The organism is Sphingopyxis sp. BSNA05 (genome assembly GCF_013265645.1).
In the GTDB taxonomy this organism is placed as follows: domain Bacteria; phylum Pseudomonadota; class Alphaproteobacteria; order Sphingomonadales; family Sphingomonadaceae; genus Parasphingorhabdus.
The window spans coordinates 53,546-77,915 of sequence record NZ_PYIA01000092.1 but is presented as its reverse complement, the minus strand read 5'-3'; the positions used below and the strand labels follow the sequence as shown (position 1 = coordinate 77,915).

Genomic DNA, 24,370 nt, shown 5'->3' with positions numbered 1-24,370 from the left:
CCTAGTCCTCGTCGGCCATTCTGGTGGCGCCGCTGAAACTGTGGAAGGCGCGGCGGATATGGCTGGTCATCACCGCGCTCGCCCAGACATGGTCCTTGGCGGCGAAAGCGGCGATCAGTTCGTCATGATCGGTGCCCGACTGGATCAGGTCCTCCAGCGAATATTGATTGGCCGTGCGGCGAACCACCGGCTGTTCGACCAGCGCCGGCAGCAGCTTGCTCAATCGGGGGGATTGTGCGCAGGCGAGAATCAGATCGTGAAATTTCCGGTTGGCGTCCAGAAAGGCCATCACGTCGGGCTCCGGCAAGCTCACCGCCCTGGTCAGGCCCTCGTTGATTTCACGCAGCCGCCGCAGGCTGTCCGCATCCATCCGCAGCGCGGCCCGCTCGGCGGCGTGGGATTCGAGCATTGCCCGCAGCGTGAACATCTCGTCTATCTCATCGTCCGACCAGTCCGCCACCGAAAGCCGCTTGGACGCGCTGCGCACCAGCAGCATCTCGTTTTCCAGCCGCTGGACCGCGTCGCGCACCGGTGTCCGAGAGACGCCGGAAATCTCGGCGAGCCGCTCCTCGGTCAATTGCATACCCGGGCACACCTCTCCGGACAGGATGAAGCTGCGTATTTTTCGATAGGCACGGTCGGAAGCACGGCTCATGCAATGGCTATTGGCTGAATATCCGGCGATGGGCAAGTCCCGAGCAGGGCCGGCAGTTTCCTCTTGACGGATCATAATTGTATACAATAGAAAGAGCGAAGGGGGATTTTCGCTATGCACGTGCCGCAATCGCTATGAAACGGATCAAGGTCATCGTTCCTATTCCGATGGACGCGGAAGGTGTGGCGGCCAGAGCCGAGCAATTGCCCGCTGATTTCGTCCGCGAAGGTTTCCAGCCCGAATTTGTAGCGGTTCCCTGGGGCGCGGCGCTGGGCGACAGCTATCATGACACATTGCTGATGGACTGGACGGTATTCCAGGCCGGCATCAAGGCCGAGGAAGAAGGCTATGCCGGCGTCCTGATCGACACGGTCAGCGACAGCGGCATGCGGGCGCTCCGATCGCGGCTGAATATTCCGGTGGTCGGTCCCGGCGAAGCGGCCTTTGCCGCAGCGATGATGCTGGGCAAGAAATTCACGGTGCTGACGATGTGGCCGGAATGGTTCCCGCTCTACGAAAAGACGATCACCGAATATGGCTGGTGGGAACGGGTCGCTTCGCTGCGCTCGATCGAGACCCGGCCCGATGTCACCGAATTGCTCGCGGGCAAGGAAGAGGTGATTTTCGACAAGCTCCGGGAAGAGGCGACTTTGGCGATGGAAGAGGACGGTGCCGACGTCATCGTCCTCGGTTCGACCACCATGCACCAATCGGCCAAATATCTCGACGATAACCTGCCGATCCCGGTGCTCAATCCGGGGCAGGTCGCCTATAAATTTCTCGAAACGCTGATCGAACTCGGCCTGACCCACAGCAAGAAAGCCTTTCCGGCGCCCGAAGTGCCGAAGGACGACGATATTCGAAAGGGATGGTATTGATGACTGACTGGACACCCGGAATGGCAGGCCAGGTGCCCCTGCCTTATCCATTTTATATCGACATCGTGACCAAGCGCTATTTCGACGGCGTCGATAACAAGAATATGACCCAGGTGCTCAACTGTTTCGCGCCCGATGCGGTGCTGCACGAGGCAACTTCTGATACCACCCACAACGGGCGCGACGCGATCCGGGCGATGTTCGAAAAGCTGTTCGCCGATTTCGAGCAGATCTGGCACGGCAATTTTGTCCACACCGCCGACCCGGCATCCAACGCGATCTGTTCGCAGTTCACGGTGCTGATCACCCCCAATGGCGGCGAGCAGCTGCGCTATGAAAATTGCAACCGCTTCTATTGCAAGGACCGCCTGTTCCAGGACGTCACCGTCTATATGAGCGGCGACAATCTGCTGAAAGAGGGAGACGTCTGATGCAATATGAACCCGGACTGTCCCGCGATGAGTTGATCGAGCTCGCCATCAAAACCTATTTCGGCAATGTTGACGCCAAAAATATGGAAGCCACGCTCGACTGTTTCCACGACGGCGCGCTGTTTTGCGTCCAAACCGATTTTACCCGCCATAGTGGCAAGGAAGAAATCCGGCGGATGTTCGAGGATTTCTTCGGGGCCTATGAAACCATCGTCCACCGCGATTTCACCTGCACCGTCGACGAGGCGAACGGCCGGATCGCCGCCTCCTTTGTCGCCGAGCTGACCGATGCCGACGGGGGCGTCACATTGCTGAACAACACCAATTTCTGGCGGGTCCGGGACGGCAAATTTCAGGAAGTCTATGTCTATATGAGCGGAGCCAATGTGCTCGTTTAAATTTGTTTGACGGGTCAAAAGGCCCGCAAATCATTCCATTCAGGGAAGGAATCAACAATGCGTCGCATCAAAACAGCTCTTTCACTTTCAGCCGGTTTCGCCGCGCTGGTAAGCTTCAATCCGGCTCTCGCCCAAACCGGGGGTGAGCAGGGTGCTAGCGAAGGACAGGACAGCAATGTCATCATCGTGACCGCCCGGCGCCAGGACGAACTGCTCGCCGAGGTGCCGGCATCGGTCACGGTGTTCACCGCCGACATGCTTGACCGTACCGGCGTCCAGCAGGCCGATGAATTTGTCCAGCTGACCGCCGGCGTGACGATTGTCAGCGGCACCGCGGAAGCGGGTGATACCCAGATCAACATTCGCGGCATCAACGGCGCGCGCGACGCGGAGAGTTCGGTTGCTCTGGTGGTCGACGGCATCCTCAAGACCAACACCGCGCAGCTCAACCAGGATCAGGGCACGTTGCGCCAGATCGAGATTTTGAAAGGTCCGCAGGGCGCGCTTTACGGTCGCAATGCCGCCGCCGGCGCGATTGTCATCCAGACGCTCAAGCCCGGTGATATATTGGAAGGCGGCGTCAAGCTCAGCGCTGCAGAAGACAATACATATAAGGCCTCGGGCTATATCTCGACACCGATTGGTGACAGCGCCGGTCTGGTGCTGTCGGCGTCCTACAACACCAGCGACGGCTTTTACCGCAACAGCTTCCTCGACAACCGCAAGGTGGTCGATGATCAGGAAACCTGGTCGGTGGATGGCCGGTTCATCGCCGAACTGGGCGATTCAACCGAAATCGATGTGAAGGCGCGCTATGCCGATCTTTCCGGCGCTTCGATCAATTTCAACACGGCCTTCCATCTCCCCAATTTCGCGGGTGTGGATCCGGCCTTTTTCGAAGATGTGAACGATCACGAATATGGCTATTATTCCAATATCCGTCCGACCAACGACCAGACCACCTTCGAAACATCGGTCAAGCTGACGCATGAATTTGACACGATGACGCTGACCGCATGGGCGCTCTACAGCGACGTCGACCAGGCGTTGACGGCCGACGGCACGTCGGCGGATTTTGCGCGCTATACATTCCCCGGCGCGACGCCCGCGTCGGTGGCGGCGTCGAACGCCTGTTTCACCAGCACGGCGCAACTGACCGGCTTTCCGCTCAACGCGCCGACCTTCATCGGCAACAATCCGATCCCGTTCATCTTTGATCCGGTCAATGGATCAACGCTCGGTGCCTATAGCCCGACCACCTGCGACGGCACCCAATATCAGATTCGCGAACAGACGGACATCAGCGCGGAAGTCCGGCTGGCGTCGAATGGCGACGGGCCGCTGGCCTGGCAGATCGGAGCCTATTATCTGAACATCGACCGCGACGTCGGAATCAGCCTCGGTGCCGATCTCGGTCAGGGTATCATCCGCGAATTGTACAATGACGCGGACAGCAGCAACCCGACCTCGCAGCTGTTTTCCGACAATTTCAACACCAATGTCTATGCTGCTTTCGGCTCGCTGGACTATCAGGTCGCCGACAATTTCGATGTCAGCCTGGCCCTGCGCTACGATATCGAACAGCGGGAAGTCTCCAGCCGGGTGCCGCTGGTAACCGATCCGATCACCGGCGGTCCGATCAACCCCGGCCAGGCTTTTGGCGCGATCCCCGACCAGAAGGAAACCTTCAAGGAGCTGCAGCCCAAACTCTCCCTGCGCTACGGCCTGACCGACGATCTGAACTTCTATGCCAACTGGGGCATCGGCTTCAAATCGGGCGGATTCAACAACCAGGGTTCCGCTGCGATTGTCGACCAGAATTTCAACCAGTTCCTCGGCACCAACGTTCTGATCAACGATATTTACCGCAAGGAAACCTCGAGCGCGTTCGAGGCCGGGTTCAAGGGCTCGGCTGCCAATGGCGCGATAACCTTCGATCTTGCCGGCTATTATACCAAGGTCGACGACATGCAGTTCTTCGAATTTTTCGTCGGATCCTTCGGCCTGCTGCGGGTGGTCTCGAATATCGACAAGGTTGACATCTACGGGGTGGAATTCAACGCCAATGCGGAAATTGTCGAAGGCTGGGATATTTTCGGTTCGGTCAATCTCACCGAAAGCGAGATCAAGGCCAATGCTTCCCGCCCCTATACGGTGGGCAACAAGTCGCCGCACACCGCGGACTATACGATCAACCTCGGCACCCAGATGGTTGCACCGATTGCCGAGAGTTTTGACCTGGTGATGCGCGCAGACTATCGCATCACCGGCCCGACCTGGTTCCACACGGTGCAGGAAGACACCGGCCCGACCCTGTTCAGCGGTCTGTTGCCCGGCTCTGCCCTGGCGCTGCCCGCCTTCGTCGGTGACGCGGACATGTCGATCACCGAGCGCGATGCCTTTGGCGTACTCGATCTGCGTTTCGGACTGGAAGGCGAAAACTGGAACATCACCGCCTTTGCCGACAATCTGCTCGACAAGCGCTATCTTAACGAGGTGATCACCGCGGTCGAATTTGGCGGGTCCTTTGTGTCGCCCGGCGGCCTGCGCCGCTTCGGTGTCGAGGTCGGCTATAAATTCTGAGGACGGCCCGCCACATGGCGGCCTCTGGGCGCCGAGCGGTTCGTTCGGCCGTCGATATAGCTGGCCCTCGCCGGGCTCCTAGGCCCGCGACGGCCGGGCCCGGGATGTCTCGCGGGCGCCGTCGTCGGCGAACAGTTTCTCGTAGAGGCCAATCGTCTGCTCGGCGATTTCTTCCCAGTGCGGGAAGCGCGCGGCGTCCACGCGAAACACTGCGGGATTGGCGTTGGCCCGGACCAGCGCGCTGACCATGCTGCGGATATTGCCGGGGCTGAAATAATGTTTGGCGTTGAGCCTCAGGTCCCGGTTTCCGGAAGATCGCTCAGCAGCAGCGGGCAACCGAGGCTGATCGCTTCGAGCAGGGTGTTGGAATGGCCTTCGCGGATCGACGGGTTCACGAAGAAGCGGGCACCGCGATAGAGCGGCGCGAGACCTGACCGCGGCAGGCTGCCCAGCAGCACGATCCGCTCGTCCCCCAGATCCTCTATCTGCTTGCGACCGCTGTTCTTGCTCCAGTCGCCGACGATCACCAGCTGCATCTGCGGATGGTTCTTGGCGAATATGCGGAAGGCGGAAATCAGGCTGTGGATATTCTTCTTCTGCGATATCTGGCCGACGAACAATATATAGTCCCCGCTGACCGGGGCGGGCAGATCATCCGGATAATGTTCGGCTTTGTCGAGCGCGTTGCCGATCACATGGATATTGTCCAGTCCGCCCGGACCATCCAGTTTTCTGGCCAGCGCCGGGGTCACGGCGATGATGCGGTCGGCCCAGCGCAGCTGGTATTTCGCCCAATCCATGATCCATTTCGCGGGACCGCTCGACGGGGTGGCGTGACAATTGGCGCCATAGCAGACAACAGTCTTGCAGCCGATCAGCTTGTAGGCCCACAGCAGCAGGGCGGATTTCAGGCCGGTGAAATGGACAATATCCGGCCGCGTCCGGACCGCCTTGAACAATGTCGCCATGGCATAGAGCTGCCGGTCGATTGCCAGCAGGCCCACCGACGGCGCGCGCCAGAGCGCGACGCCACGATAATGGTCGCTTTGCACATGGCGCTTCATCCCGGCAATGCACACCTTCCAGCCCCGGCTGGCAATCAGGGGAAATAGCCGTTCTGCATTTTTCTCGGCGCCGCCCTCGACATCCGGGATGCCACGAGCGCCGATCACCAATATTGATTTCACTATCTGTGTTCCCTGCTGGAGCCAGAATAGTAAGCCATATCGCACCAAGCTGGTTAACAAATTCAAACGCGATCAAGCCTGTTGTCCGGTTAAGACAAATATTCGTAAGAAATACTGGCGGTTTTCATGATATTCTGCGGATTTTCTGCGCCAATCCTGTGGTCGGGTTGCGAGAATATTGGCCAGCCATGATTATATACAGGGGCAGGGGCCGCGAATGGCAGGCCGCGAATCAGGCTGCCGGTCCGCAAAACCGGGCGAAGCGACGCGGTCAGCCGCGATCGTCCCGGCAAGCGGCAACAGGGCCGCAAACGGGCTCGGCGCGGCGCGATGCCGAAATCCCCTCGCCTGTACGGCTCGGGAGAGCTATTGATCCGTCATGACCCTTTATCTCTTATATTGCCCGGAAAGCCCCGATAGCCCGCTCGATCTCCATGGCGACGGGTATCAGGTCGATGATGATCTGTATCTCGTCAGCAGTGAACTGACCCGCTCGAAGCTCTATCACCGCATCAAATGGCAGCTTGCGGACGACAGTCCCCTGCTTCTGGCGCCGCTATCCGGTGCGCCCAAGTTCAAGGGCATGAATCCCGGTTCGCTGAAATGGCTGCGCGAGGGCGGTGAAACGGGTTCCACCTGACCGCGCGCTGGCCCGGACGATATGTCCATCCATTCCCGTGGAGGTTTCCCCCGCCATGATCATCGGGGTCAATTTTGCAGGGGCCGGCTATCCGCTGGCGCGTTTCGCGTCCTGCTCCAGCAATTTGGCAACAACCCGATATGTCCGCTCATTATCCACATCGATCGCATTGCGCCCCTCTTCGAGGACCACCGGCTTGACGCGAAGACCGATACGTCTGGATATCCGCCGCATTGCGAAATCCAGGCTGACCATGCCGGACCGCAGCAACAGCAGGTTCAGCACCCCGAAGCTTTCGACGATCCGGCCCATTTTCTTGGCAAATTGCCCGCCGCCGCGGAAAATTTCCGCCGCCGCCAGCGCATGGGTGCCGGACAGGCCGTAAAGATTGCAATTCGAATAATGATTGTCCGAAAATGTGTAGAAACGGTTCTGCCCCTCCGGATGGGTCGACAGCACGGCGGGCTTGGTGGTCAGGGCAACCGCGACATCCGCATCGGACAGCAGCGCGTCGGCCATTTTCTGAATGGCGACGGCGGTCAGCAGCGCATTGTCCGCCGTCGTGATCATGGTGGGCGTGTCGCCCATTTCGTCCATCGCGGCGATGACGCTGTCGGTGATGCTCGGTTCGGAGGGGATACAGCGGATCTGCCTGCCGCTATCTCCCAGTGCCTCGATGATCGGGGCGAGCGCGGCAAATGCGTCCGGTTCGATCGAGATGCCGATGTCGGCCACGGCGGGATGGCTGGTCAATGTCTCCAGCACATGCATGATCAGCGGTTTGCCGCCGATAGGAATGATGCATTTGTGGGACATATTGTGCGCAGTGGCCAGCGGATCGGTGATTCCGGGGCGCTGGGCAGCGAGCAGGATAACATTTGCGGACATCTAAATTACCATCACTTCATGGTTCTCGACCAGGGAACATTGCCTCATGCCTTTAACCATAGTCAATTGCATATTTGGCGGCCGCCCGATCGCAACCCGCTTCCGACCAAAGACATATTATCTTCGGCCAACCGGTGCCGGTGGTTACACAGCGCAATTATCCGCTAGAAATCAGGCGCCGGTGCCGAGGCCCGTCCCCGGCATGGCTGGTCATCGATGATTTTGCCTGACCGGCTGTTTCCCTGCCGGAGGGATGCGGGAATAGCGGCTCAAGAGGGAAAGTTTCCAAATCGGCAGATAGTCGCAACCATCCGGCCTGCGCGGGAGCCGCAATCCACTCCGCAATTTGTCTGTAAAGGTGCCCCATAGGCTTTAAAGACGGGCACGCGAATCATTGCTGAATTTCAGCCGACCTACCCTCGGGCGAGCACATCGGTCACGGTTGCCCCATTCCTAAAGCATGTTCATCTTCAGAGCGGCCATTGACCACGAATTATCTGCTTGCGCCCCGATGGCAATAAGTGGGTGGGAAGCGGAATGTCGGGTTCTCGATCGCTAAGTGCAGTAACCCGCCATTCATTCAGCAGCTGGTCGACGACGGCAATGTCGCCGCTACTCGACAGATAACTACGCGGGCGGATGGCCCATCCCCAAATTTACTGGACACTTCAGTCAAATGATACAGAAGCTATAGCGTATCTCCAAATATTAGCCGTAGGCCAAACATGACTGAAAACGAAATAAGGGATTTACTATTCAACAACCACAAAGATGATCTCCACACATTGATCATTCAAAAGCGAGAGCCTCTCGCCTTACCGCAGGATACTTTTCCCAGCATCGCGCAGCTCCTGCAAAATCGAACCGAGACAAAGATCAACAAGATGATCGAAAATCTCGAAACGCTCCAGCTGGACGGGAAAGAGATTCGGTTGGTTCGAGATAGCGACACTACGACCCGAATTGACCTACTCGGAAGCATCGTAGATTCCGGCGACCTCGTTATCATTGAGTTGAAAAAGTCCGGCCAGACGGAGCGTCAGGCATTCACCGAACTTTTGGGCTATGCTAATCATTTCTGCACGCTTTTTCCGCCACTGTCAGAGTCCAGCCTGCAATCAATCCTGATTGCCCCGCTGGAAGGAAGGGGCGTGAGGGACGCTTTGGCTCAAGAGCTGATTATCAATGACAAGAACGCCCTTGCGTTCATTCCGATAATTGACGGCAAGAAAATCTTGCTTGAAGCGTATTACCCAAGCGAGCTTTATTACCGCTGGGTCGAAAACAACGTCCTAGATGATAGCTCAATGACCGTTGTAACGGCATCGTTCCCGCTGATTGATGGGTGGATTGATACTGGAGAGCCGGGGGGTGCGCCGCCGGACTACTCACAAGATGCGTTCAAGACGATGACCGGCCTAATCGCTCAGCGGCTTGAGACCGCAGGGCTGCATGGATTGGTATATGCTCGGCAGTATTGGGCTGAAGTCTGCCCAGCCTTCCCATATCCAAACACGCTCGTTCTTTGCGTCGTAAATCCGTTCAACCCGGTTCGAGCCTCTGCCCCGGACGGCACAGTTTTCGGCGCATCCGATCAGTCCCGCTTGGATGCTGTCCAAGCCATTGTCGATCAAGTGGCGGGGAATGAATACTGGTTGGGGAACCTGCATTCGGCGTTCATGGGGCAGATAATCCGTATCATGCAGGAATCGTTTCAAGAGTTTTTCATCAGCCGGAACGGCGTTGCCGTTCGTCCAGAGATCAGCGTGCCTGATTGGTGGGGATTCAAGACTAGCATGATCGAAGCTGTCATTTGCCACAATATGCACATAAGGCTTACCGGGCTTCTCCGCACCATTTTTACCGATTACATGGCACATTGCTATCGGACAGGCACGGACGAGATTTACTTCTCCTATGACCTTCCGAAATTTGGTTACATCGCTCATGATCACTTCCTTGCCGCATGGGAGATTCTGAGCGGACTTTCGTGGACAGAAATGGACGGACCTACTGAAGCCGACGAATGACGGTCTCAACACCTTTGGCGCGCCACTGCGTCAATTTGCATAAAAGCCGAACATAGTCTTCCTCCCATTATCGGCATCCCAACTTCAGCGAACTACGTCCGCTTTTGGGGAATAGACTGAGCGTGTCGAACGACTGAGATTGGGGCGGAAGCTGACGTTCCAATCGCGTCGAGGAAGCTGTCTGCTTGCATGACGTTGCGAGCCAGGCGCCGTTGGTTCGCAATGAACCCAAATGCGCTTGTTGCGCTCTGCGGCCTGCTTCTGCAGACTTGGTGCTCATCCTGACTGCCTGGCCCGGGCAGCAATGGCGGTTTTCCGGGTAAAGTCTGAAATGGTGCGCGACGCAGTCTGTAGCGAACGGGTCTCACCGTGAATTTCCCTGTTATCAGGGAATTAACAGGGAAAAATGGTCGTTTTGGACCCAAAACAGGCCGATTTGGGTGATTTTGATTGGATATGGTGGGAAACTTGTGAGACTTTACAGTAGTATAGCAATGCAAAAAACCGTTTTCCTGTTAATCGACGGAACAGGGAATTAATTCCTCCGAACAGGGACCCCGATCGCCAGCAACAGAGGGTTTAATCGTCAGAACAGGAATCTTAGCGGTCGCCGGATCCAGTTGAAATATCGCCAAAGATTGCTGTAAAGAATAGCTCTTGATGAGAACATATGATCCTGATATGTTCTTCTTATGTACATAAACGAATCGCTCGCAGACGATTCTGCCGATCGCCGCCTCAAGGTAAGTTATATCCAGATCGGAAAGCTGGTTCCCGATCCGCGTAATGCGCGAACGCATTCAAAAAGCAGGTCGCACAGATCGCAGAGTCCATCAGTGCATTCGGGTTCACCAATCCCATACTTGCTGATACTGAAGGCAACATTATTGCAGGGCATGGCCGGCTGCGTGCCGCCAAGGACCTGAACCTTACGGAGGTTCCGGTCATCGTGCTTGCCAGCCTCAGCGAAACGCAGAAGAAGGCGCTGCGTCTTGCTGATAACAAGATCGCGCTCAATGCAGGTTGGGATGTTGAAATTCTCAAGCTGGAGCTGGCCGATCTATCGCTGCCAGAAGTGGACATTGACCTCGGCCTGACCGGCTTCAGCCCAGGCGAGATCGACGTCGTGCTCGCTGATAGTGAAGACCCGGATGACGAAGTGATTTCTGCTGTCCCTGAAAACCCACGCGTACAGCCCGGCGATATATGGCAGCTCGGCGAGCACAGGGTTGCCTGCGGCGATGGGCGTGATGCTGTGTTCTTGCAGAAAGTAGTTGGCGAGGGTGCTTTGACCGACTGCGCTTTCCTTGATCCACCTTATAACGTGAAGATCAACGGCCACGCCAATGCCAAGGGGCGTCACCGCGAGTTCGCAATGGCATCGGGCGAAATGAACGAAGCCGAGTTCAGGACGTTCCTTGCTGATACTTTAGGCGCGTGCGCAAAAGTATCACGCGGCGGAGCGGTCCATTTTATATGTATGGACTGGCGTCACATGGATGATGTGACCGCTTCGGTCGGTGACATCTACGGCGACCTGCTCAACATTTGCGTATGGAACAAGAGCAATGCCGGGATGGGCTCGCTCTACAGGTCGAAGCACGAGATGGTGTTCGTCTACCGGGTTGGCGATGAACCGCATGTCAATAATGTTGAACTTGGCAAGCATGGCCGTAATCGGACCAATGTCTGGGATTATCCCAGCGTCAACTCCATGCGCGGCTCACGCCGCGAGGACTTGGCGCTTCACCCAACGGTCAAGCCAGTGGCGATGGTGGCGGACGCTTACTGCGATGTCACAAGGCAGGGCGAGCTTGTTCTCGACATCTTCCTCGGCTCGGGCACCAGTTTAATTGCCGCCGAGCGCGTGGGCCGCGCCTTCCGCGGCCTCGATATTGATCCTGCCTATGTTGACCTTGCGATGCAGCGTTGGAGCGATCTGACCGGCCACGAGCCGCAGCTGTTATTCCGCGATGGTGAGGATGTAGCTGCATGAGCAGTACGCGCTTTCAGGCTGGTCAATCCGGCAATCCCAAGGGACGTCCCCGCAAGCATCGCAGGCCTAATGTATCGGCGTTCGAGATCATTCTCGACAAGACATTGACCATTACCCAAAATGGAAAAGCGCGCGAGGCCACAGTTGAAGAGGCCTTGCAGCAGCAGACCTTCAAGGATGCTCTTGCAGGAAAGCGTTTGGCAATCCGCAAAGTGCTCGCAATGATCGAGAAACGGGAAAGGGCACTCGAGAAGAAGAACCCCGTCCCGGGCCGGATAATCGAGCTCAAGCAACATTACTCAACTGACAATGCGGATGAGGCTCTTCGTATTCTGGGTATTGCAGAACCCGAGCAGAGTTTTCCAACTAGATGGAAAGTCCATTCCTGGGCGGCCCAGGCGGCAATAAGCGTCCTGGCCGCAAGAAATTTGATAACCGAGAGGTCAAGAATATTAGGTTCTTCACGTTTGACCCCGAAAGCTTGAAGTGGCCCCGGGGCAGGATTGGATGACTGAAGGCTACGGCAAACCGCCAACCGCAATGCGTTTCAAGAAGGGCCGGTCCGGGAATCCAAAGGGACGTCCCAAGAACCGGCATAAATCCATCCCCTATGATGCCGTCCTTGGCCAGATGGTGACTATCCGCGAGGATGGCCGCGAGCGCCGTGTAACCGCTGCGGAGGCTTTTCTGCTTCAATTGACCCAGAAAGGGCTCGCGGGCGACAGTGCAGCTGCCCGTGACTCGCTTGATGCTATCGAACAAGCACGCACGCAGCGCGGCGACGACAGGCATGATATCGATACTATCATCTTGTCGGCGGTCAACTCTGGCGCTGATGCGATTTTGGAACCGCTTGGTTTGGCAAAGATGAAATACCCCGCAGACAAAAAGCGCGTGCGATGGGAACTGAACCCTTGGATCGTCGAGGCTGCTCTTGAGCGTCTGGGTGAAAGGCGGCTGACTATTCAAGAACAGCAAGAGGTGTGGAGTGCGGCGCGGACGCCCAGCAAGGTTAATTGGCCCGACTGGTGGGAGGCCAAAGGTGAATGATGTTTTACGCCCATAGCGGGCTCAAACCTTGTGGCAGCGATATCCTGCCGAATCGCTGGAAAATACAGCTAGATAGGATGGAGTTCTCTATGATTGCCTTTCTGCTTCGATACTAAGTCTCCCAAGTAAATGTTGCCGAACCCAAGTTTTCAAATTCGGCCAGAAATTTTGTCCTGTTTTTAAGGAACGGAGCGGCAGTCAGCCCTCCGGTCATAATCAGCGAACCCGCATTGATAGTTTCGCCCAAGGGTATCAGTTTCTGGCATAACCAGTAAAATGCCTCGACCGGGCCGCCCAGTGCGTCTTCGGAAGATCCGAATAGAGGTTTAGTATCACCGCCGGAAAGCCGCACCCTGACTTGCTGATTCATGATCGCATCGGGTTTGTGATGTGCCCCCATTACATATCCAGCTGCGGAACTATTGTCGGCGGTGTTATCAACCAGCGTGAAATCATAGCGATGGAAGCGAGTGTCGACTATTTCCAGACTCGGCATGACTGCCTCGATATGATCCCAACAAGCTTCAATTGTACCTGGCATTTCGGAGATATCACTTCCAATCAGTAATGTGATTTCCGGTTCAATACGAGGGTGTACCAACTTTCCCTGAGACAGCTCACTTTCATGCAAATCTGCGGTCAGGCGTCCATAGTTCGGGGCGGAGATATTCATCTGCTGACGCATGGCAGCGCTCGTGAAACCTAGTTTGTACCCGGTGATTGATGATCCAGTCAGCATGGCTGTCTTGCGCGCAATCTCATATGCATCTTCCATCGACAATTCAGGATGAGCCTTGGTTATCAAATCGAGACGGGAACCCTCATCTCTGGCATTATGAAATTGTTTTGCAACTTCAGCTATTTGTTCACTATTCATCATCATTCCTATTTCTCAATACGGCGTTCTCTTGGACCCTTTCCACTGGCCGGTTACTTGGGGAGCCATTTCAATTCGATCCGGTTACCTCCGGGGTCCGATATGTAAATCGACGGCCCCCAACATTCCCGGCCGTAACGTCTTTCAACCGTTGCTACTATGCCAAAGGTGTTGAGATAGTTGATCAACGCATTCTCATCCCATGGATCAACTCGAAGACAGACATGATCAACATTGGGATGCAGCGCATCCGGGCGCTTACTTCTTTCCAGAGCCAATTTTCCGTCAAACGGCACCTTTAAATTCAACAAGAGTTTGTATTATCGCCCGGTCCCGATCAAAGTGGACGTGTTGAACCGTCTATCCGCCGGACTTCAAAGCAATTCATTAAGCTCGCGCGAGGTATCGGCAAGGTCCTTACGTGCCGCTACCAATCCCGCCTCGACAAGCTTTCTACCCTGCACATAGTCCTTCATGGAATTAACGCAATCGAGAGCGACGACTTTTCCATTCTTCAGATATACAATCGAAAAGGACCGATTGGATGGATCACCACGTGTAACAGAGTCATCGTATCCCGCACTCAGTCCTACCGTCTGAATTTTCAAGTCATACTGATCGGACCAGAACCAAGGTGTTGCGTGATATGGTTCAAAGCTGCCGCAAATCACACTCGCGACGACGTTCGCCATGTCGTTGGCGTTCTGGACACTTTCGAGCCGAATGCGCTGGCCTTCCGCAAACGGATTTATGTGAGCGGCACAATCCCCGATTGCATACACACAGGGTAGTGTGGTTTGGCAATATTCGTCGACTTCGACTCCGTTCGCGGTTTTCGCGCCTGCCTTGGCCAATGCATTAATGCATGGTTTAATTCCGATGCCGACAAGAACGATGTCGGTTTGAATCACCTCGCCTGTTTCGAGTACAACGCCAGTCAGAAGTCCCCCGTCTCCCTCGATGCGGCTGACACCTGATTCGAGGTGTATTTTTACTTCTCTGCTCACGTGCTCATTTTGAATAAAGCGGGAAACTTCGGGACCAGTCACTCTGGAAAGCACACGATTGAAAGCTTCTACTAAGACGACTGTATGGCCAAGTTTTCGAAACACTGCTGCCGCTTCCAAGCCAATGTAGCCACCACCTATTATCGTACACCGCTCTGTTCCTGCTTTCATGTCATCGATTAAAGCATCCACATCTGCCTTGGAGCGCAAAGTATGTACGCCACGTAGGTCCGATCCATCGCAGGTAAGGCGGTTCGCATCACCACCCGCTGACCAAACAAGCTGCTCGTATGCATATTACTGACCGTTGCCACAGGAAATTGTTTTCGCCAGAGGATCGAGTGAAGAAACGTTGCTCCCACCTAGCAGATGTATATCCCTATCCCGTCAAAATTTCTCAGGTCGAATAAGTATCCTTTCGAAGATTTTCTCTCCAGAGAGATACTCCTTCGTAAGAGGTGGTCTTTCGTAGGGGAGGGCGCGACTGCGGTCGAGCAACCCGATGCTTCCGCCGAAACCCTTCTTACGCAGCCCAATAGCAGTCTGAGCACCGCCATGTCCGCTGCCGACGATCAGAACATCGTATTTCTCCATCTGTTATCCCTCCTTCTCCAGAATAATCACGACTCTACTGCGGCAAGCATGCATTGAGTGTTCAGTCGGTTCGCGAAAGTCGTCGGTCCATGCCATACAATAGCCGTGTCTGAAGAAGCTACCCCGATCCTTAATAACGCTCTTCAGGATCGGTACCCAAAGGCAACGATACAGCATGCGAATGGCGAGCTATGCAAATCAAAGGAATGTGTTAATATTCTTTGCTTGCAAAACGGTCTGCTGCAAGATCACTTTGCGACGGGCCAGTTTCAGCGAGCCGTCCGTATCCCGCCTGATCAGATCGACGCGTCTGGCCTTCAGCTCCATCTCGTCATCCTCCGCGTGGTGGCGATTGTTGATAACTAGTGAATGAACGGTCCATTCGGTGGGGGTATCGGTCGGTTCGACCTCGATATTGCTCACAAGATGAAAGTGCCGGGTCGGCGGGTCTTCAGCCCATGCGGAGGGCTGCTTGGCGCGGGCTACGCGAATCTTGAGATATTCGAGATCGTCGTCAAAAAAGGCCATCCTTGTGGGGCTTAACTTGGCGTCGTCATTCCGGTAGCGTGTTTGCATCCCTGGAATCCAATAGTGGATGTCGTCTGCCAGCAATTCCAGCCATTCATGCAAATGCTCGCCGTCGAGTAGGCGGGCTTCGCGATAGAGAAATTGCTGAATTTCGATAACAAGATCGACGGAAACTGCTCGATGTTCGCGGGCTTCGATTTTTCGGCTTGGTTCACGGTCACCTCAAACTGGTATTTAGCGGACTGGTACGTCGGCCCAGGTTTCTGCATTCATTAGATCGGCCCAGCGTTGGTAGAACGCCCGCTGGTTCGCTTCGTTGATCTGGCTCTGATGGACATTGCCCTTCAGTTCCTCGTGTTCGATACGCGAATCGAGGCCCATTCCAGCATGGAGTTTCTGTCGTCGCGTGACGACACCTGCATTGACAGCGGTGCAATTTTCGAAATTCTCACCGTCGTCCATCTCGAAGACCCCTGCTGGAGAGAAAGTCAGCATTACGCCGCGGCGATATTCTTTCTTTAGCTCCTCCGGGGCATTGGCGTTCAGAAATACCCAGGTATGAAGCTCCGTTTCTCTCGGACCTTTTGGGTTCCACGTGCGGAAGGTATTGTGCCCGGCCAGGAAGGACAGGTTCGGAAAACATTGGCTGAACTGAGCGAGGCGACCATCCTGCTGCGGACCTTCCCCAGCCGTTCGGCAAACCTCGCCTCGTGTTCACGCAGATATTCGACGATTTGCGGCGAATTGAGCGTGGCCGCGTTGCCGATGAAATCCAGGCCGAACTCCCACCCGTGGCCATTGACGTTGGCGTGATAGGAACGATCGGGCCGCATCGTCGGCTGTTTGCCGAACATGGCGATGAGAGCCGAACTGTGCGTCCATGGAGCGTGGTAGGAATCGCCTACGAAGTTTTCTGCTGGGAACTTCCAGTTGCACTTGAGGCGGGACTTGATGTTGCCGTCGATAAATTCGATGCCGCCTTCGTCATTGTCGAGAATGACGTCGAGATACCAGCGAAAGTCGCCCAGATATTCCTCTAGCGAGGGTGCGTCCGGATCGAAGCAAGCAAAATGCATGCCCTTGTAGCTCTCCACCCGAGCCTGGTGGAGGCCGAGCCGAGACTTATCGAAATTGGACTTGCCATCGTAGGACTTTGGTCGGCTGACGCTCTTCAGACTGCCGTCGAGGCCGTATGACCAGCCGTGGAAATTACATGTGAAACGGCGGGTCTTGCCAACTTCGGCAAAACACACGCGGTTGCCGCGGTGGGAACAGGAATTGAGGAAAGTATGAATCTTGCCGTCTTCGCCGCGCGAAACGATCACCGCATCCTCCCCTATCGTAGTGGTAAGGAAATCCCCGACCTCTGGCAGTTGCGAATCGTGCGCAACGAAAATCCAGCAGCGTGCAAAAACTCGCTCGAGCTCGAGCGAGTAGATCGCATCGTCCCAGAATATCCGGCGATCAATGTAACCTTCTTCCGCATCAACCCAGTCGTTGACCTTGGAGGCGAGTTCCGTTTTATCGTCCGTTTTGTGGATAGGTTTGTCACCCTATTCTCCTATTGAAATTGGTTTTCCTGCCGCCATCAGGCCGGTAGGATTTCGGCAAAGCTAGGCCAGTGACACCGCCCGACCAGGCTTCGTAAGTAAGCACTTCTCCCCGGCCAGCCGGAAGGGCTCCCATCACCGCTAGATAATGGCGGATTTCCATGCCCCCATTGCCCCCGTCGCGCATGATCTCTTCGTCGGTCATCGAAAGCAGCGTGGACGGGTCGCCGGACACGATGGCATCGAGGACCTTCTTGTCGAACTCGGGGTTGATTCGGCCCATTTCCCCTGTGCCGACCCAGTGGCTGATCCCACCACTGCCGATCAGTACGACGCGTTCGTCACCCGGCATGCCTCCAACCGCATCGCGCACCATCTGCCCGAACTCATACGCCCGCTGAAGGCGAACATATGGCTCGACGCCGCTGGCCATGTAAACGGGAACGGTCTGAACCGATCCGTCGGTCGGAAGGGCAAGTTGGGCCGGAACGCCGATTGCATGATCCACGCCCAGATCGCGCGCGACGGATACATCGAACCCGCTACCGTGGGCGTGTTTCACCAGGTAGTTGGCGAAGTCCGGATCGCTCGCAATCGGTGCATTAGCTACGCCTGGCAGCCGATCAATCGGACCATGCAGCTCGCCGGTAGCGATGAGGAACTGCGGCAGGCAGCGCGGGCCGAACAGAATATAGTGGTCGGCGCCGAAAATTATCGCTTTGGTCGCGCCCGATGCGCGAACCTTATCGCATATCCGGGAATAGACCGCGAGAAGGTGATCGCGCTCCTTCTTCTGCGGATTTACGAACAGCAAGGGGTCATGCGGCATTATATAGCCGCCAACGATATTCGCCATTTAACAACTCTCTCCTGTGTGTCGAAAACTCGGCGACGTGATGTCGCGCAAACTACAAACTATCCTTACCGCCGCTCGACGCTTCCAACCGTGATGCAAGCTTGGGAACCCGGGCAAGATATTCGGGCATTGATTGCGGTCCGCGGACGCTGGTCCAAAAGCCCATCAAGAGCATCGGATTGATTCCGTATTCGAACAGGTTTTCTACCTGCATTGAAATAACCATCTCGCGTTCGGTCTCGCTGAGTGCATATTTGCCCGCGACTTCTCCGGAATCTTCGCGAAATGCTTCCTTCCGGTTACGTGAAGTACTCACGTCATAAAACAATTGCTCGACAGCCCCGTAGCTCATCCCATTCGCTTTCTTTTTGCATTGCGACGACGGGGATAATCCCCAGTGTCTTTTTAGACATTGGCAGGAATGAGTCAATACCCTTGCGTATGGTTGGCAATTTTGGGGCCGCCGACTTACCTATTTTTCTGTGCTTTTCTGCGGTGTTACTAAGACAGCACAACTTTACCGACCGTTTCTCGCGATCGCAGTGCCTTCATCGCCGCGACCAACTCACCCATTGGATAGACATCCCGAATCAGCGGGCGAATCCCGCCTGCGGCACAAAGCTCGACCAGTTCTTGCTGGATCGCGCGGATTTCGTCGGGATCGCGGTCAAAGCTCCAGTAAACGCCGTGCACGCTGGCTGATTTTACCAGCATGTAATTCGCCTTCAGCGCTGGTATCTCGCCGCTCGCGAATCCGCATATGAGCAGTTTTCCCTGCCAGGCGAGCAGCCGCAGACTCTGTTCCGAAGTTGCGCCGCCGACCGGATCAACCACGATGTCGACGCCATTTGGTGACAATGATTTGACCTCTTTGTACCAATCCGGCTGGCGGTAATCGATGACATGGTCCGCGCCATTTTCGATTGCGAAGCGGCGCTTTTCCTCTGACCCAGCCGTGGCGATAATGCGGGCTCCGGCGGACCGGGCAAGCTGGGTCGCTGCGACCCCGAGACCGCCACTCGCAGCGTGGATCAGGACCGTCTGACCCGCAGTCAGATTGCCTTTTTGAAACAAGGCAACATGCGCCGTGGTATAGGAAACCGGAAGCGCAGCGGCGGCGCGGGCATCGATGTCTCCAATCGCCATCAATCGATCTGATGCAACCGCGCAATATTCCGCGAAGGCACCGCTGCGAACCTGACAAGCGACCCTGTCACCAGGCTGAAACCGCGAGTCTGCGCTGGTCTCGACGACTGTTCCGGCAAGCTCGTTACCGGGGACAAATGGCGGCTCAATACGGTCCTGATAGCGGCCCGCGATGGCGATTTCGTCAGCGAAATTGAGCGCCGCAGCCTCCACCTTCACCAGCGTATCGACCGCATTCGGACCGCCTTGTTCCAATGGAGGAACGGGAATCCGGTCGAACACCAGATCTTCTGGCTTGCCATATTCGCTAACGACCCATGCCTGCATAGTTTCAATTCATTCCCCTCTTGCATATTATCCATTCGCACCAGTATGGAGAGAACCATATACTGACAAGTCGTATCGGCAAAAGGGGAAATTATTCATGGTAGCGAGCAATGACGGACACGCATGGCAGGACCATTATCCCCAAAGTGCCCGCGACCTTTCCCTCCCCGAACCACGCGCGCTGGTCGGGCTGCTCGATGATGCCGCCCGTGATTTTGCTGACCGGCCCTGCCTAACGCTAGAGGATTGGACGCTCTCTTATGGTGAGGTCGCCGAACTTGTGTCACGCATCGGGGCCGGGCTTTCTCAAATGGGTATCAAGCCGGGGGAAAGAGTTGGCTATATGGGCCCGCCCCATCCCCTGTTCACGCTCGGCTGTTTCGCGATGTGGCAAATCGGTGCAGTCTATGTCGGGCTTAATCCATTATACAGCGCGGAGCGATTGGCCGGGCAATGTGTCGACAGCAGCCTGAAAGCGATCATCACTTTCGATGAGCCCGGGCTGCTTGCCAAAGCGCAACAGATTTGCGATCACATCGGCCATCCCGTGCCCTTGCTGGTCGGTTCCTTTACACAGGATCCGCGCGAAGCCATCGCGCTGCAAGGGACAGAGAACCGCTCAGCCGTGCAGACCATTCCCGACTTGCTAGCCGCTGACGGGACGGCGGAGCGAGCCATTTTCGATCCTATCGCTCATCCGGCGGTGCTGCAGTTCACAGGCGGCACCACCGGTGTGCCCAAGGCTGCGGTCCTCACCCATCACAATCTGCTGGTTAATTCGGCCCAAATGGTTAGCTGGTATCCCCATCTTGAACCGAGCAGGGAAGTAATGCTGTCCGCCGCGCCGGTGACCCATGCGGGCGGGATTGGCCCGGTTCAAAATTTCACGATGCAACTGGCGGGCGAACTGGTTTCGCTTCCGCGCTTTGATCCGATGAAGACGCTCGACCTGATCGAAAAACGGAAGATCACCATTCTTCTGATGGCCCCAACGATGGCCATCGCTTTGCTTGAGGCGGCGCGGGAACGACCGATTGATTGGTCAGGGATGAAATGCGTTCAGTGCGGTGCGGGACCGGTCCCAGCAGAGCTGAAGGAAAGATTCATGCAGGCCACCGGCCACTGGATCACCACTCTTTACGGCATGAGCGAAACCGCCCCTGCCGTCGTCTATTCCCCGCCTGAGCGTAAACTTGCGCAGTTCACCGGTATTCCTCTGCCCTTCACCGAAGTGGAAATCCGCAAGACCGATGATCCCCATCAACAGGCGGCAGCCGGCGAAGTTGGCGAAATCTGTCTACGCGGTCCGCAGGTGATGAAGGAATATTGGCGCAGTCCTGAAGCTACGGAGCAGGCATTTGTCGACGGCTTCTTCCGCAGCGGCGATCTGGGTTCGATGAATGAAGAGGGGCTGGTTACCGTTAGTGACAGGCTGAAGGACATGATTATTGCTAGCGGCTTCAATATCTACCCTGCTGACATTGAAAGCGCGATTCTGGCCCATCCCGCTGTCCGAGAGGCGGCGGTCATCGGCGTACCCGACGATTACCGGGGTGAAACCGCCAAAGCTATTGTAAGTTTGCGCCGGGGAGAGCAGCTTGATCTCGAGCAGCTCAAGGATTTTCTCACTGGACGTCTTTCACCGATGGAAATTCCGACGATCCTGTCGATCGTCGACGAAATTCCGCGCAATGAAAATATGAAGATTTCACGGCTGGACCTGCGTGAACGCGAAGGCCACACTCCGCGCTGATCGGCTCGCATGCGGGTCCATTCCGTACGAAACATGGCGAAATGGGCCGGGCAGCGGAATTACACCGCCACCCGACCCCTTTTTTCGCCAAACACAGGCTAGACCAGGTCGCGTTCCTTGGCCATTGATAGAGCTGTGTCCTCGATCATGTCTTCCTGTCCGCCGATCATCTTCTTGCGAGCCAATTCAATCAGGATGTCGCGCGCGGATAGGCCGTATTTCTGCTCCGCTTCCTTGGCTTGATACAAGAAGGTCGAATAGACACCCGCAAAGCCGAGCGTGATAGAATCCCGGTCTGCACGGGGCGGTTGCGGCATGATCGGCAGCACCCGGTCTTCCGCCACGTCCATGAGCTTGAACAGGTCGACGCCGGTTTCGATACCCATCCGTTCGCTGACGGCGGCCATTAATTCCAGCGGTGTATTGCCCGCTCCAGCGCCCAGTCCGGCCGCCGAACCATCGATACGATCCGCGCCGGCCGCCACTGCCGCCAGCGAATTTGCTACACCCATGCCAAGATTGTGATGGGCATGAAAACCGATCTCGGTCGCATCCTGCAAGGCTGTGCGCAGCCCGCCAATGCGAATTGTTACGTCATCGGGTAGCATGTAGCCGGCCGAATCCACGCAATAGATTGTTGTCGCCCCATATCCTTCCATCAGCAATGCCTGTTCGATCAAATGTTCAGGCGTAGTCATATGCGCCATCATCAGGAAGCCGACCGTATCGAGGCCAAGTTCGCGCCCCAGACCGATATGTTGTTCGGTAACATCAGCCTCGGTGCAGTGGGAGGCCACATGAACGCAACCGGCTCCGCTATCAGCGGCCATCCGCAATTCGTCCAGCGTCCCGATGCCCGGAACGTGAAGGACCGAAATGGTTGTATTCTTAACGACTTTGGCCACTGCCGAAATATATTCACGATCCGAATGCAGACCGCGCCCGTAATTGAGAGACGATCCCCCCAGCCCGTCACCATGGGTGACCTGAATCAAGGGTACTCCGGCATCATCAAGACCCGAGGCGATGTCGACCATCTGATCCAGAGTAATTTGATGGCGCATCGAATGCATACCATCACGCAGGCACATGTCATGCAGTTTCAGCTTACGTCCTCTGACCTGATCATCCAGCGTCATTATGCGTTCTCCTTCACGGGTTCTAGTTTAAGCTGGCCATCCAGAATGTCCTGAGCGAACATTTCGGCGGTGCGGGCAGCGGCTGCAGTCATAATATCAAGATTTCCGGCATATTTCGGAAGGAAATCGCCAAGTCCCTCAACCTCAAGGAAGATCGACACCTTACGGCCTTCGAAAGTCGGCCCGTTCTTCAACTGATAGCCGGGGACATATTGTTGCACGGCAGCGATCATCTCGTGGACGGCGGCAGTGATAGCTTCCTGGTCGGGTTCATCGGCGGTTTCGCAAAAACCGTATCGCGCATCATAAGCGGGGGCTCCGCCGGATTCACGATCACTATAGCCTTGCCTTTCGTCGCGCCGCCAACCTTGGCTACCGCAGCGGAGGTCGTGCGGGTGAACTCGTCGATATTTTTGCGCGTGCCCATGCCGATCGACTTCGAAGCGACGGTGGCGATGATTTCAGCATAATCCACCTTCTGCACGCTGCTGACCGCAGCGACCATCGGAATCGTGGCCTGCCCGGCGCAGGTGACCATGTTGACGTTCATGGTTTTACGCCCGGCAAGGTCTTTCAGGTTAATCGGCGGAACGCACAGCGGGCCGATGGCAGCCGGCGTCAGATCGATCATCAGGACACCCAGTTCATTAAGCTTGCGACTGTTTTCCGCATGAACATAGGCCGAAGTTGCATCGAACGCTATCTGAACTCCATCTTCAATCACATGGGGAACCAACCCATCGACCCCTTCTGCAGTGGTCTTGAGTCCCAGTTCCTTCGCGCGGGCCAGCCCTTCAGATTCGGGTTCGATGCCCACCATCCAAACCGGTTCGAGAACCTCGGAACGCAGCAGTTTGTATAGAAGATCGGTACCGATATTTCCCGGCCCGATTATTGCGCATTTGATTTTATCCATCTCTTCTTCTTTCAGTTGAATTGAGCTTGTTCGCGAATGTTTAAACGCTTGCGGTCGACCTGTACCTCCGGCTAGCGGCAGCCTAGATGAAGGTCATCCGGCAGGTTCCCAGACCATCGCTAAGACTGAGCCGCAGCGTGTCGCCGGCCGATATTTCGACCATCGGGCCAAGCGCCCCGGAAAGGATGATTTCACCTGCTTTGAACGGCATGCCCAGACGACCCAGCGTATTGGCGAGCCATGCGACCGAGTTGAGCGGCGAACCTTGAACCGCAGCGCCGACGCCATTTGAAACTTCGGTTCCATTGCAGTCGATTTTCATGCTCACGCTGGCTAGATCAATGTCGCGCGGATCGACCTTTTGCGTGCCGATCGCGAAAATTCCGCATGAAGCATTGTCGGCAACAGTATCTTGAATCCGGATGTCCCAGTCGCGAATACGGCTGTCGACAATTTCGAAGCAGGCAGTGACATATTCGGTCGCCTCAAGAACATCTGCCGCCGTCACACCCGGCCCTGTCAGGTCGTGTTTCAAGATAAAGGCGATCTCTCCCTCGGCCTTTGGCTGGATGAGAGACTTGCACTCTACTGTGGCGTCATCGGCAACCAACATGGCATCGGTTAACTGGCCAAAATCGGGTTCAAACACCCCGATCATCTCCTGCACTATCTTGGATGTGACTCCGATTTTCTTGCCGATAATCTTCTCACCGGTCTCCAACCGCCGCGCAACCATGCGTTCCTGGATGCGGTAAGCATCGACGATATCTATATCCGGATTCCGGTCCCGAAGATTGGGGATCGTTTCATTAGCGAGCAGGGCATCGTAAAGCTCATCACCCAATGAAGTGATGGTCGAAGGTTCAATTGTCATTGCCTAAAAATCTCCCAAACAGATACTAAATTGCGCAGCCGTGACTTATCGGCTCACTCCTTCCAGC

The 24,370-nt window shown here is 55.9% G+C and carries 25 protein-coding genes and 3 pseudogenes; 12 read left to right on the top strand and 16 right to left on the bottom strand.

Going from position 1 to position 24,370, the window contains the following annotated elements; genetic code table 11:
* Position 1 precedes the first annotated feature (1 nt).
* Complete coding sequence (locus tag C8024_RS10550) at positions 2-655, bottom strand: GntR family transcriptional regulator (RefSeq protein WP_173204862.1); 654 nt, start codon at positions 653-655, stop codon at positions 2-4.
* 134 nt (positions 656-789) lie between these two features.
* On the opposite strand from C8024_RS10550, the gene C8024_RS10545 reads away from it, so the two are divergent.
* The 4 genes from C8024_RS10545 to C8024_RS10530 are packed head-to-tail and all read left to right on the top strand — an operon-like array spanning position 790 to position 4,945.
* Positions 790-1,533, top strand: a complete 744-nt coding sequence (locus tag C8024_RS10545; RefSeq protein ID WP_173204859.1) for an aspartate/glutamate racemase family protein — start codon at positions 790-792, stop codon at positions 1,531-1,533.
* A complete protein-coding gene (locus C8024_RS10540; protein WP_173204856.1) occupies positions 1,533-1,964 on the top strand; it encodes a nuclear transport factor 2 family protein in 432 nt (143 codons plus the stop codon). Before C8024_RS10545 ends, C8024_RS10540 begins: the two co-directional genes overlap by 1 nt.
* Entirely contained in the window at positions 1,964-2,362 is a 399-nt protein-coding gene (locus tag C8024_RS10535) for a nuclear transport factor 2 family protein (RefSeq protein WP_173204853.1), read from the top strand. The genes C8024_RS10540 and C8024_RS10535 overlap by 1 nt, the downstream gene beginning before the upstream one ends.
* A gap of 57 nt (positions 2,363-2,419) precedes the next feature.
* Positions 2,420-4,945, top strand: coding sequence for a TonB-dependent receptor (locus C8024_RS10530; protein WP_173204850.1), 2,526 nt, complete (start codon positions 2,420-2,422; stop codon positions 4,943-4,945).
* 78 nt (positions 4,946-5,023) lie between these two features.
* Here C8024_RS10530 and C8024_RS10525 read toward each other — a convergent pair whose 3' ends face one another.
* Positions 5,024-5,281: a hypothetical protein gene (locus C8024_RS10525; RefSeq protein ID WP_173204847.1), complete on the bottom strand. Its 258-nt coding sequence runs from the start codon at positions 5,279-5,281 to the stop codon at positions 5,024-5,026.
* Entirely contained in the window at positions 5,239-6,132 is an 894-nt protein-coding gene (locus tag C8024_RS10520) for a glycosyltransferase family 4 protein (protein WP_173204844.1), read from the bottom strand. Before C8024_RS10520 ends, C8024_RS10525 begins: the two co-directional genes overlap by 43 nt.
* A 379-nt stretch (positions 6,133-6,511) precedes the next feature.
* Here C8024_RS10520 and C8024_RS10515 point away from each other — a divergent pair, with 379 nt between their 5' ends.
* Positions 6,512-6,772, top strand: a complete 261-nt coding sequence (locus tag C8024_RS10515; protein ID WP_173204841.1) for a hypothetical protein — start codon at positions 6,512-6,514, stop codon at positions 6,770-6,772.
* An 87-nt stretch (positions 6,773-6,859) separates the two neighbouring features.
* On the opposite strand, the gene C8024_RS10510 is transcribed toward C8024_RS10515, so the two are convergent.
* Positions 6,860-7,660, bottom strand: a complete 801-nt coding sequence (locus C8024_RS10510) for a nucleotidyltransferase family protein (protein WP_100093142.1) — start codon at positions 7,658-7,660, stop codon at positions 6,860-6,862.
* Between the two features lie 725 nt (positions 7,661-8,385).
* On the opposite strand from C8024_RS10510, the gene C8024_RS10505 reads away from it, so the two are divergent.
* The 5 genes and pseudogenes from C8024_RS10505 (at position 8,386) to C8024_RS10490 (ending at position 12,736) form a co-directional block, all read left to right on the top strand.
* Complete coding sequence (locus C8024_RS10505; RefSeq protein ID WP_173204838.1) at positions 8,386-9,690, top strand: hypothetical protein; 1,305 nt, start codon at positions 8,386-8,388, stop codon at positions 9,688-9,690.
* A gap of 820 nt (positions 9,691-10,510) precedes the next feature.
* Positions 10,511-10,633, top strand: a pseudogene (locus C8024_RS23350) (ParB N-terminal domain-containing protein); the annotation flags it as partial.
* Between the two features lie 6 nt (positions 10,634-10,639).
* Positions 10,640-11,686, top strand: coding sequence for a site-specific DNA-methyltransferase (locus C8024_RS10500; RefSeq protein ID WP_217272141.1), 1,047 nt, complete (start codon positions 10,640-10,642; stop codon positions 11,684-11,686).
* Entirely contained in the window at positions 11,683-12,171 is a 489-nt protein-coding gene (locus tag C8024_RS10495; RefSeq protein WP_173204835.1) for a DUF5681 domain-containing protein, read from the top strand. The genes C8024_RS10500 and C8024_RS10495 overlap by 4 nt, the downstream gene beginning before the upstream one ends.
* Before the next feature lie 22 nt (positions 12,172-12,193).
* Entirely contained in the window at positions 12,194-12,736 is a 543-nt protein-coding gene (locus C8024_RS10490) for a DUF5681 domain-containing protein (protein ID WP_173204833.1), read from the top strand.
* A 112-nt stretch (positions 12,737-12,848) separates the two neighbouring features.
* Here C8024_RS10490 and C8024_RS10485 read toward each other — a convergent pair whose 3' ends face one another.
* The 6 genes and pseudogenes from C8024_RS10485 to C8024_RS20245 all read right to left on the bottom strand — a co-directional run bounded on the left by C8024_RS10485 (position 12,849) and on the right by C8024_RS20245 (position 17,082).
* Positions 12,849-13,613, bottom strand: coding sequence for a 2-keto-4-pentenoate hydratase (locus C8024_RS10485; protein WP_173204831.1), 765 nt, complete (start codon positions 13,611-13,613; stop codon positions 12,849-12,851).
* Between the two features lie 374 nt (positions 13,614-13,987).
* Positions 13,988-14,305, bottom strand: a complete 318-nt coding sequence (locus C8024_RS23345; RefSeq protein WP_367947276.1) for an oxidoreductase C-terminal domain-containing protein — start codon at positions 14,303-14,305, stop codon at positions 13,988-13,990.
* A 6-nt stretch (positions 14,306-14,311) separates the two neighbouring features.
* Positions 14,312-15,214 (bottom strand): annotated as a pseudogene (locus C8024_RS10480) (NAD(P)/FAD-dependent oxidoreductase); the annotation flags it as partial.
* Between the two features lie 198 nt (positions 15,215-15,412).
* Positions 15,413-15,940: a 3-phenylpropionate/cinnamic acid dioxygenase subunit beta gene (locus C8024_RS10475; RefSeq protein WP_173204887.1), complete on the bottom strand. Its 528-nt coding sequence runs from the start codon at positions 15,938-15,940 to the stop codon at positions 15,413-15,415.
* Between the two features lie 36 nt (positions 15,941-15,976).
* Entirely contained in the window at positions 15,977-16,363 is a 387-nt protein-coding gene (locus tag C8024_RS20250) for an SRPBCC family protein (protein ID WP_254305796.1), read from the bottom strand.
* Positions 16,285-17,082, bottom strand: coding sequence for a Rieske 2Fe-2S domain-containing protein (locus C8024_RS20245; RefSeq protein ID WP_367947275.1), 798 nt, complete (start codon positions 17,080-17,082; stop codon positions 16,285-16,287). Before C8024_RS20245 ends, C8024_RS20250 begins: the two co-directional genes overlap by 79 nt.
* On the opposite strand from C8024_RS20245, the gene C8024_RS20240 reads away from it, so the two are divergent.
* The gene (locus tag C8024_RS20240) at positions 17,032-17,310 is read left to right on the top strand and encodes a hypothetical protein (RefSeq protein ID WP_217272140.1); all 279 of its coding nucleotides are present in this window, start codon (positions 17,032-17,034) and stop codon (positions 17,308-17,310) included. The genes C8024_RS20245 and C8024_RS20240 overlap by 51 nt on opposite strands.
* Here the strand turns inward: C8024_RS20240 and C8024_RS10465 are convergent.
* From C8024_RS10465 to C8024_RS10455, 3 genes are all read right to left on the bottom strand, one after another.
* Positions 17,291-18,148: a protocatechuate 3,4-dioxygenase gene (locus C8024_RS10465; protein ID WP_173204818.1), complete on the bottom strand. Its 858-nt coding sequence runs from the start codon at positions 18,146-18,148 to the stop codon at positions 17,291-17,293. The genes C8024_RS20240 and C8024_RS10465 overlap by 20 nt on opposite strands.
* 52 nt (positions 18,149-18,200) lie before the next feature.
* The gene (locus C8024_RS10460) at positions 18,201-18,500 is read right to left on the bottom strand and encodes a hypothetical protein (protein ID WP_089133690.1); all 300 of its coding nucleotides are present in this window, start codon (positions 18,498-18,500) and stop codon (positions 18,201-18,203) included.
* A gap of 149 nt (positions 18,501-18,649) precedes the next feature.
* Complete coding sequence (locus tag C8024_RS10455; RefSeq protein ID WP_173204815.1) at positions 18,650-19,621, bottom strand: NADPH:quinone oxidoreductase family protein; 972 nt, start codon at positions 19,619-19,621, stop codon at positions 18,650-18,652.
* A gap of 97 nt (positions 19,622-19,718) precedes the next feature.
* On the opposite strand from C8024_RS10455, the gene C8024_RS10450 reads away from it, so the two are divergent.
* On the top strand, positions 19,719-21,374 hold the full coding sequence (locus C8024_RS10450; protein WP_089133692.1) for a class I adenylate-forming enzyme family protein: 1,656 nt from the start codon (positions 19,719-19,721) through the stop codon (positions 21,372-21,374).
* Between the two features lie 98 nt (positions 21,375-21,472).
* On the opposite strand, the gene dmpG is transcribed toward C8024_RS10450, so the two are convergent.
* The 3 genes and pseudogenes from dmpG to C8024_RS10435 form a co-directional block, all read right to left on the bottom strand.
* Positions 21,473-22,513, bottom strand: a complete 1,041-nt coding sequence (gene dmpG / locus C8024_RS10445) for a 4-hydroxy-2-oxovalerate aldolase (RefSeq protein ID WP_089133693.1) — start codon at positions 22,511-22,513, stop codon at positions 21,473-21,475.
* Positions 22,513-23,429, bottom strand: a pseudogene (locus C8024_RS10440) (acetaldehyde dehydrogenase (acetylating)). The gene dmpG and the pseudogene C8024_RS10440 overlap by 1 nt, the downstream one beginning before the upstream one ends.
* An 82-nt stretch (positions 23,430-23,511) precedes the next feature.
* Positions 23,512-24,303, bottom strand: a complete 792-nt coding sequence (locus tag C8024_RS10435) for a fumarylacetoacetate hydrolase family protein (protein WP_089133695.1) — start codon at positions 24,301-24,303, stop codon at positions 23,512-23,514.
* Between the last annotated feature and the right edge of the window lie 67 nt (positions 24,304-24,370).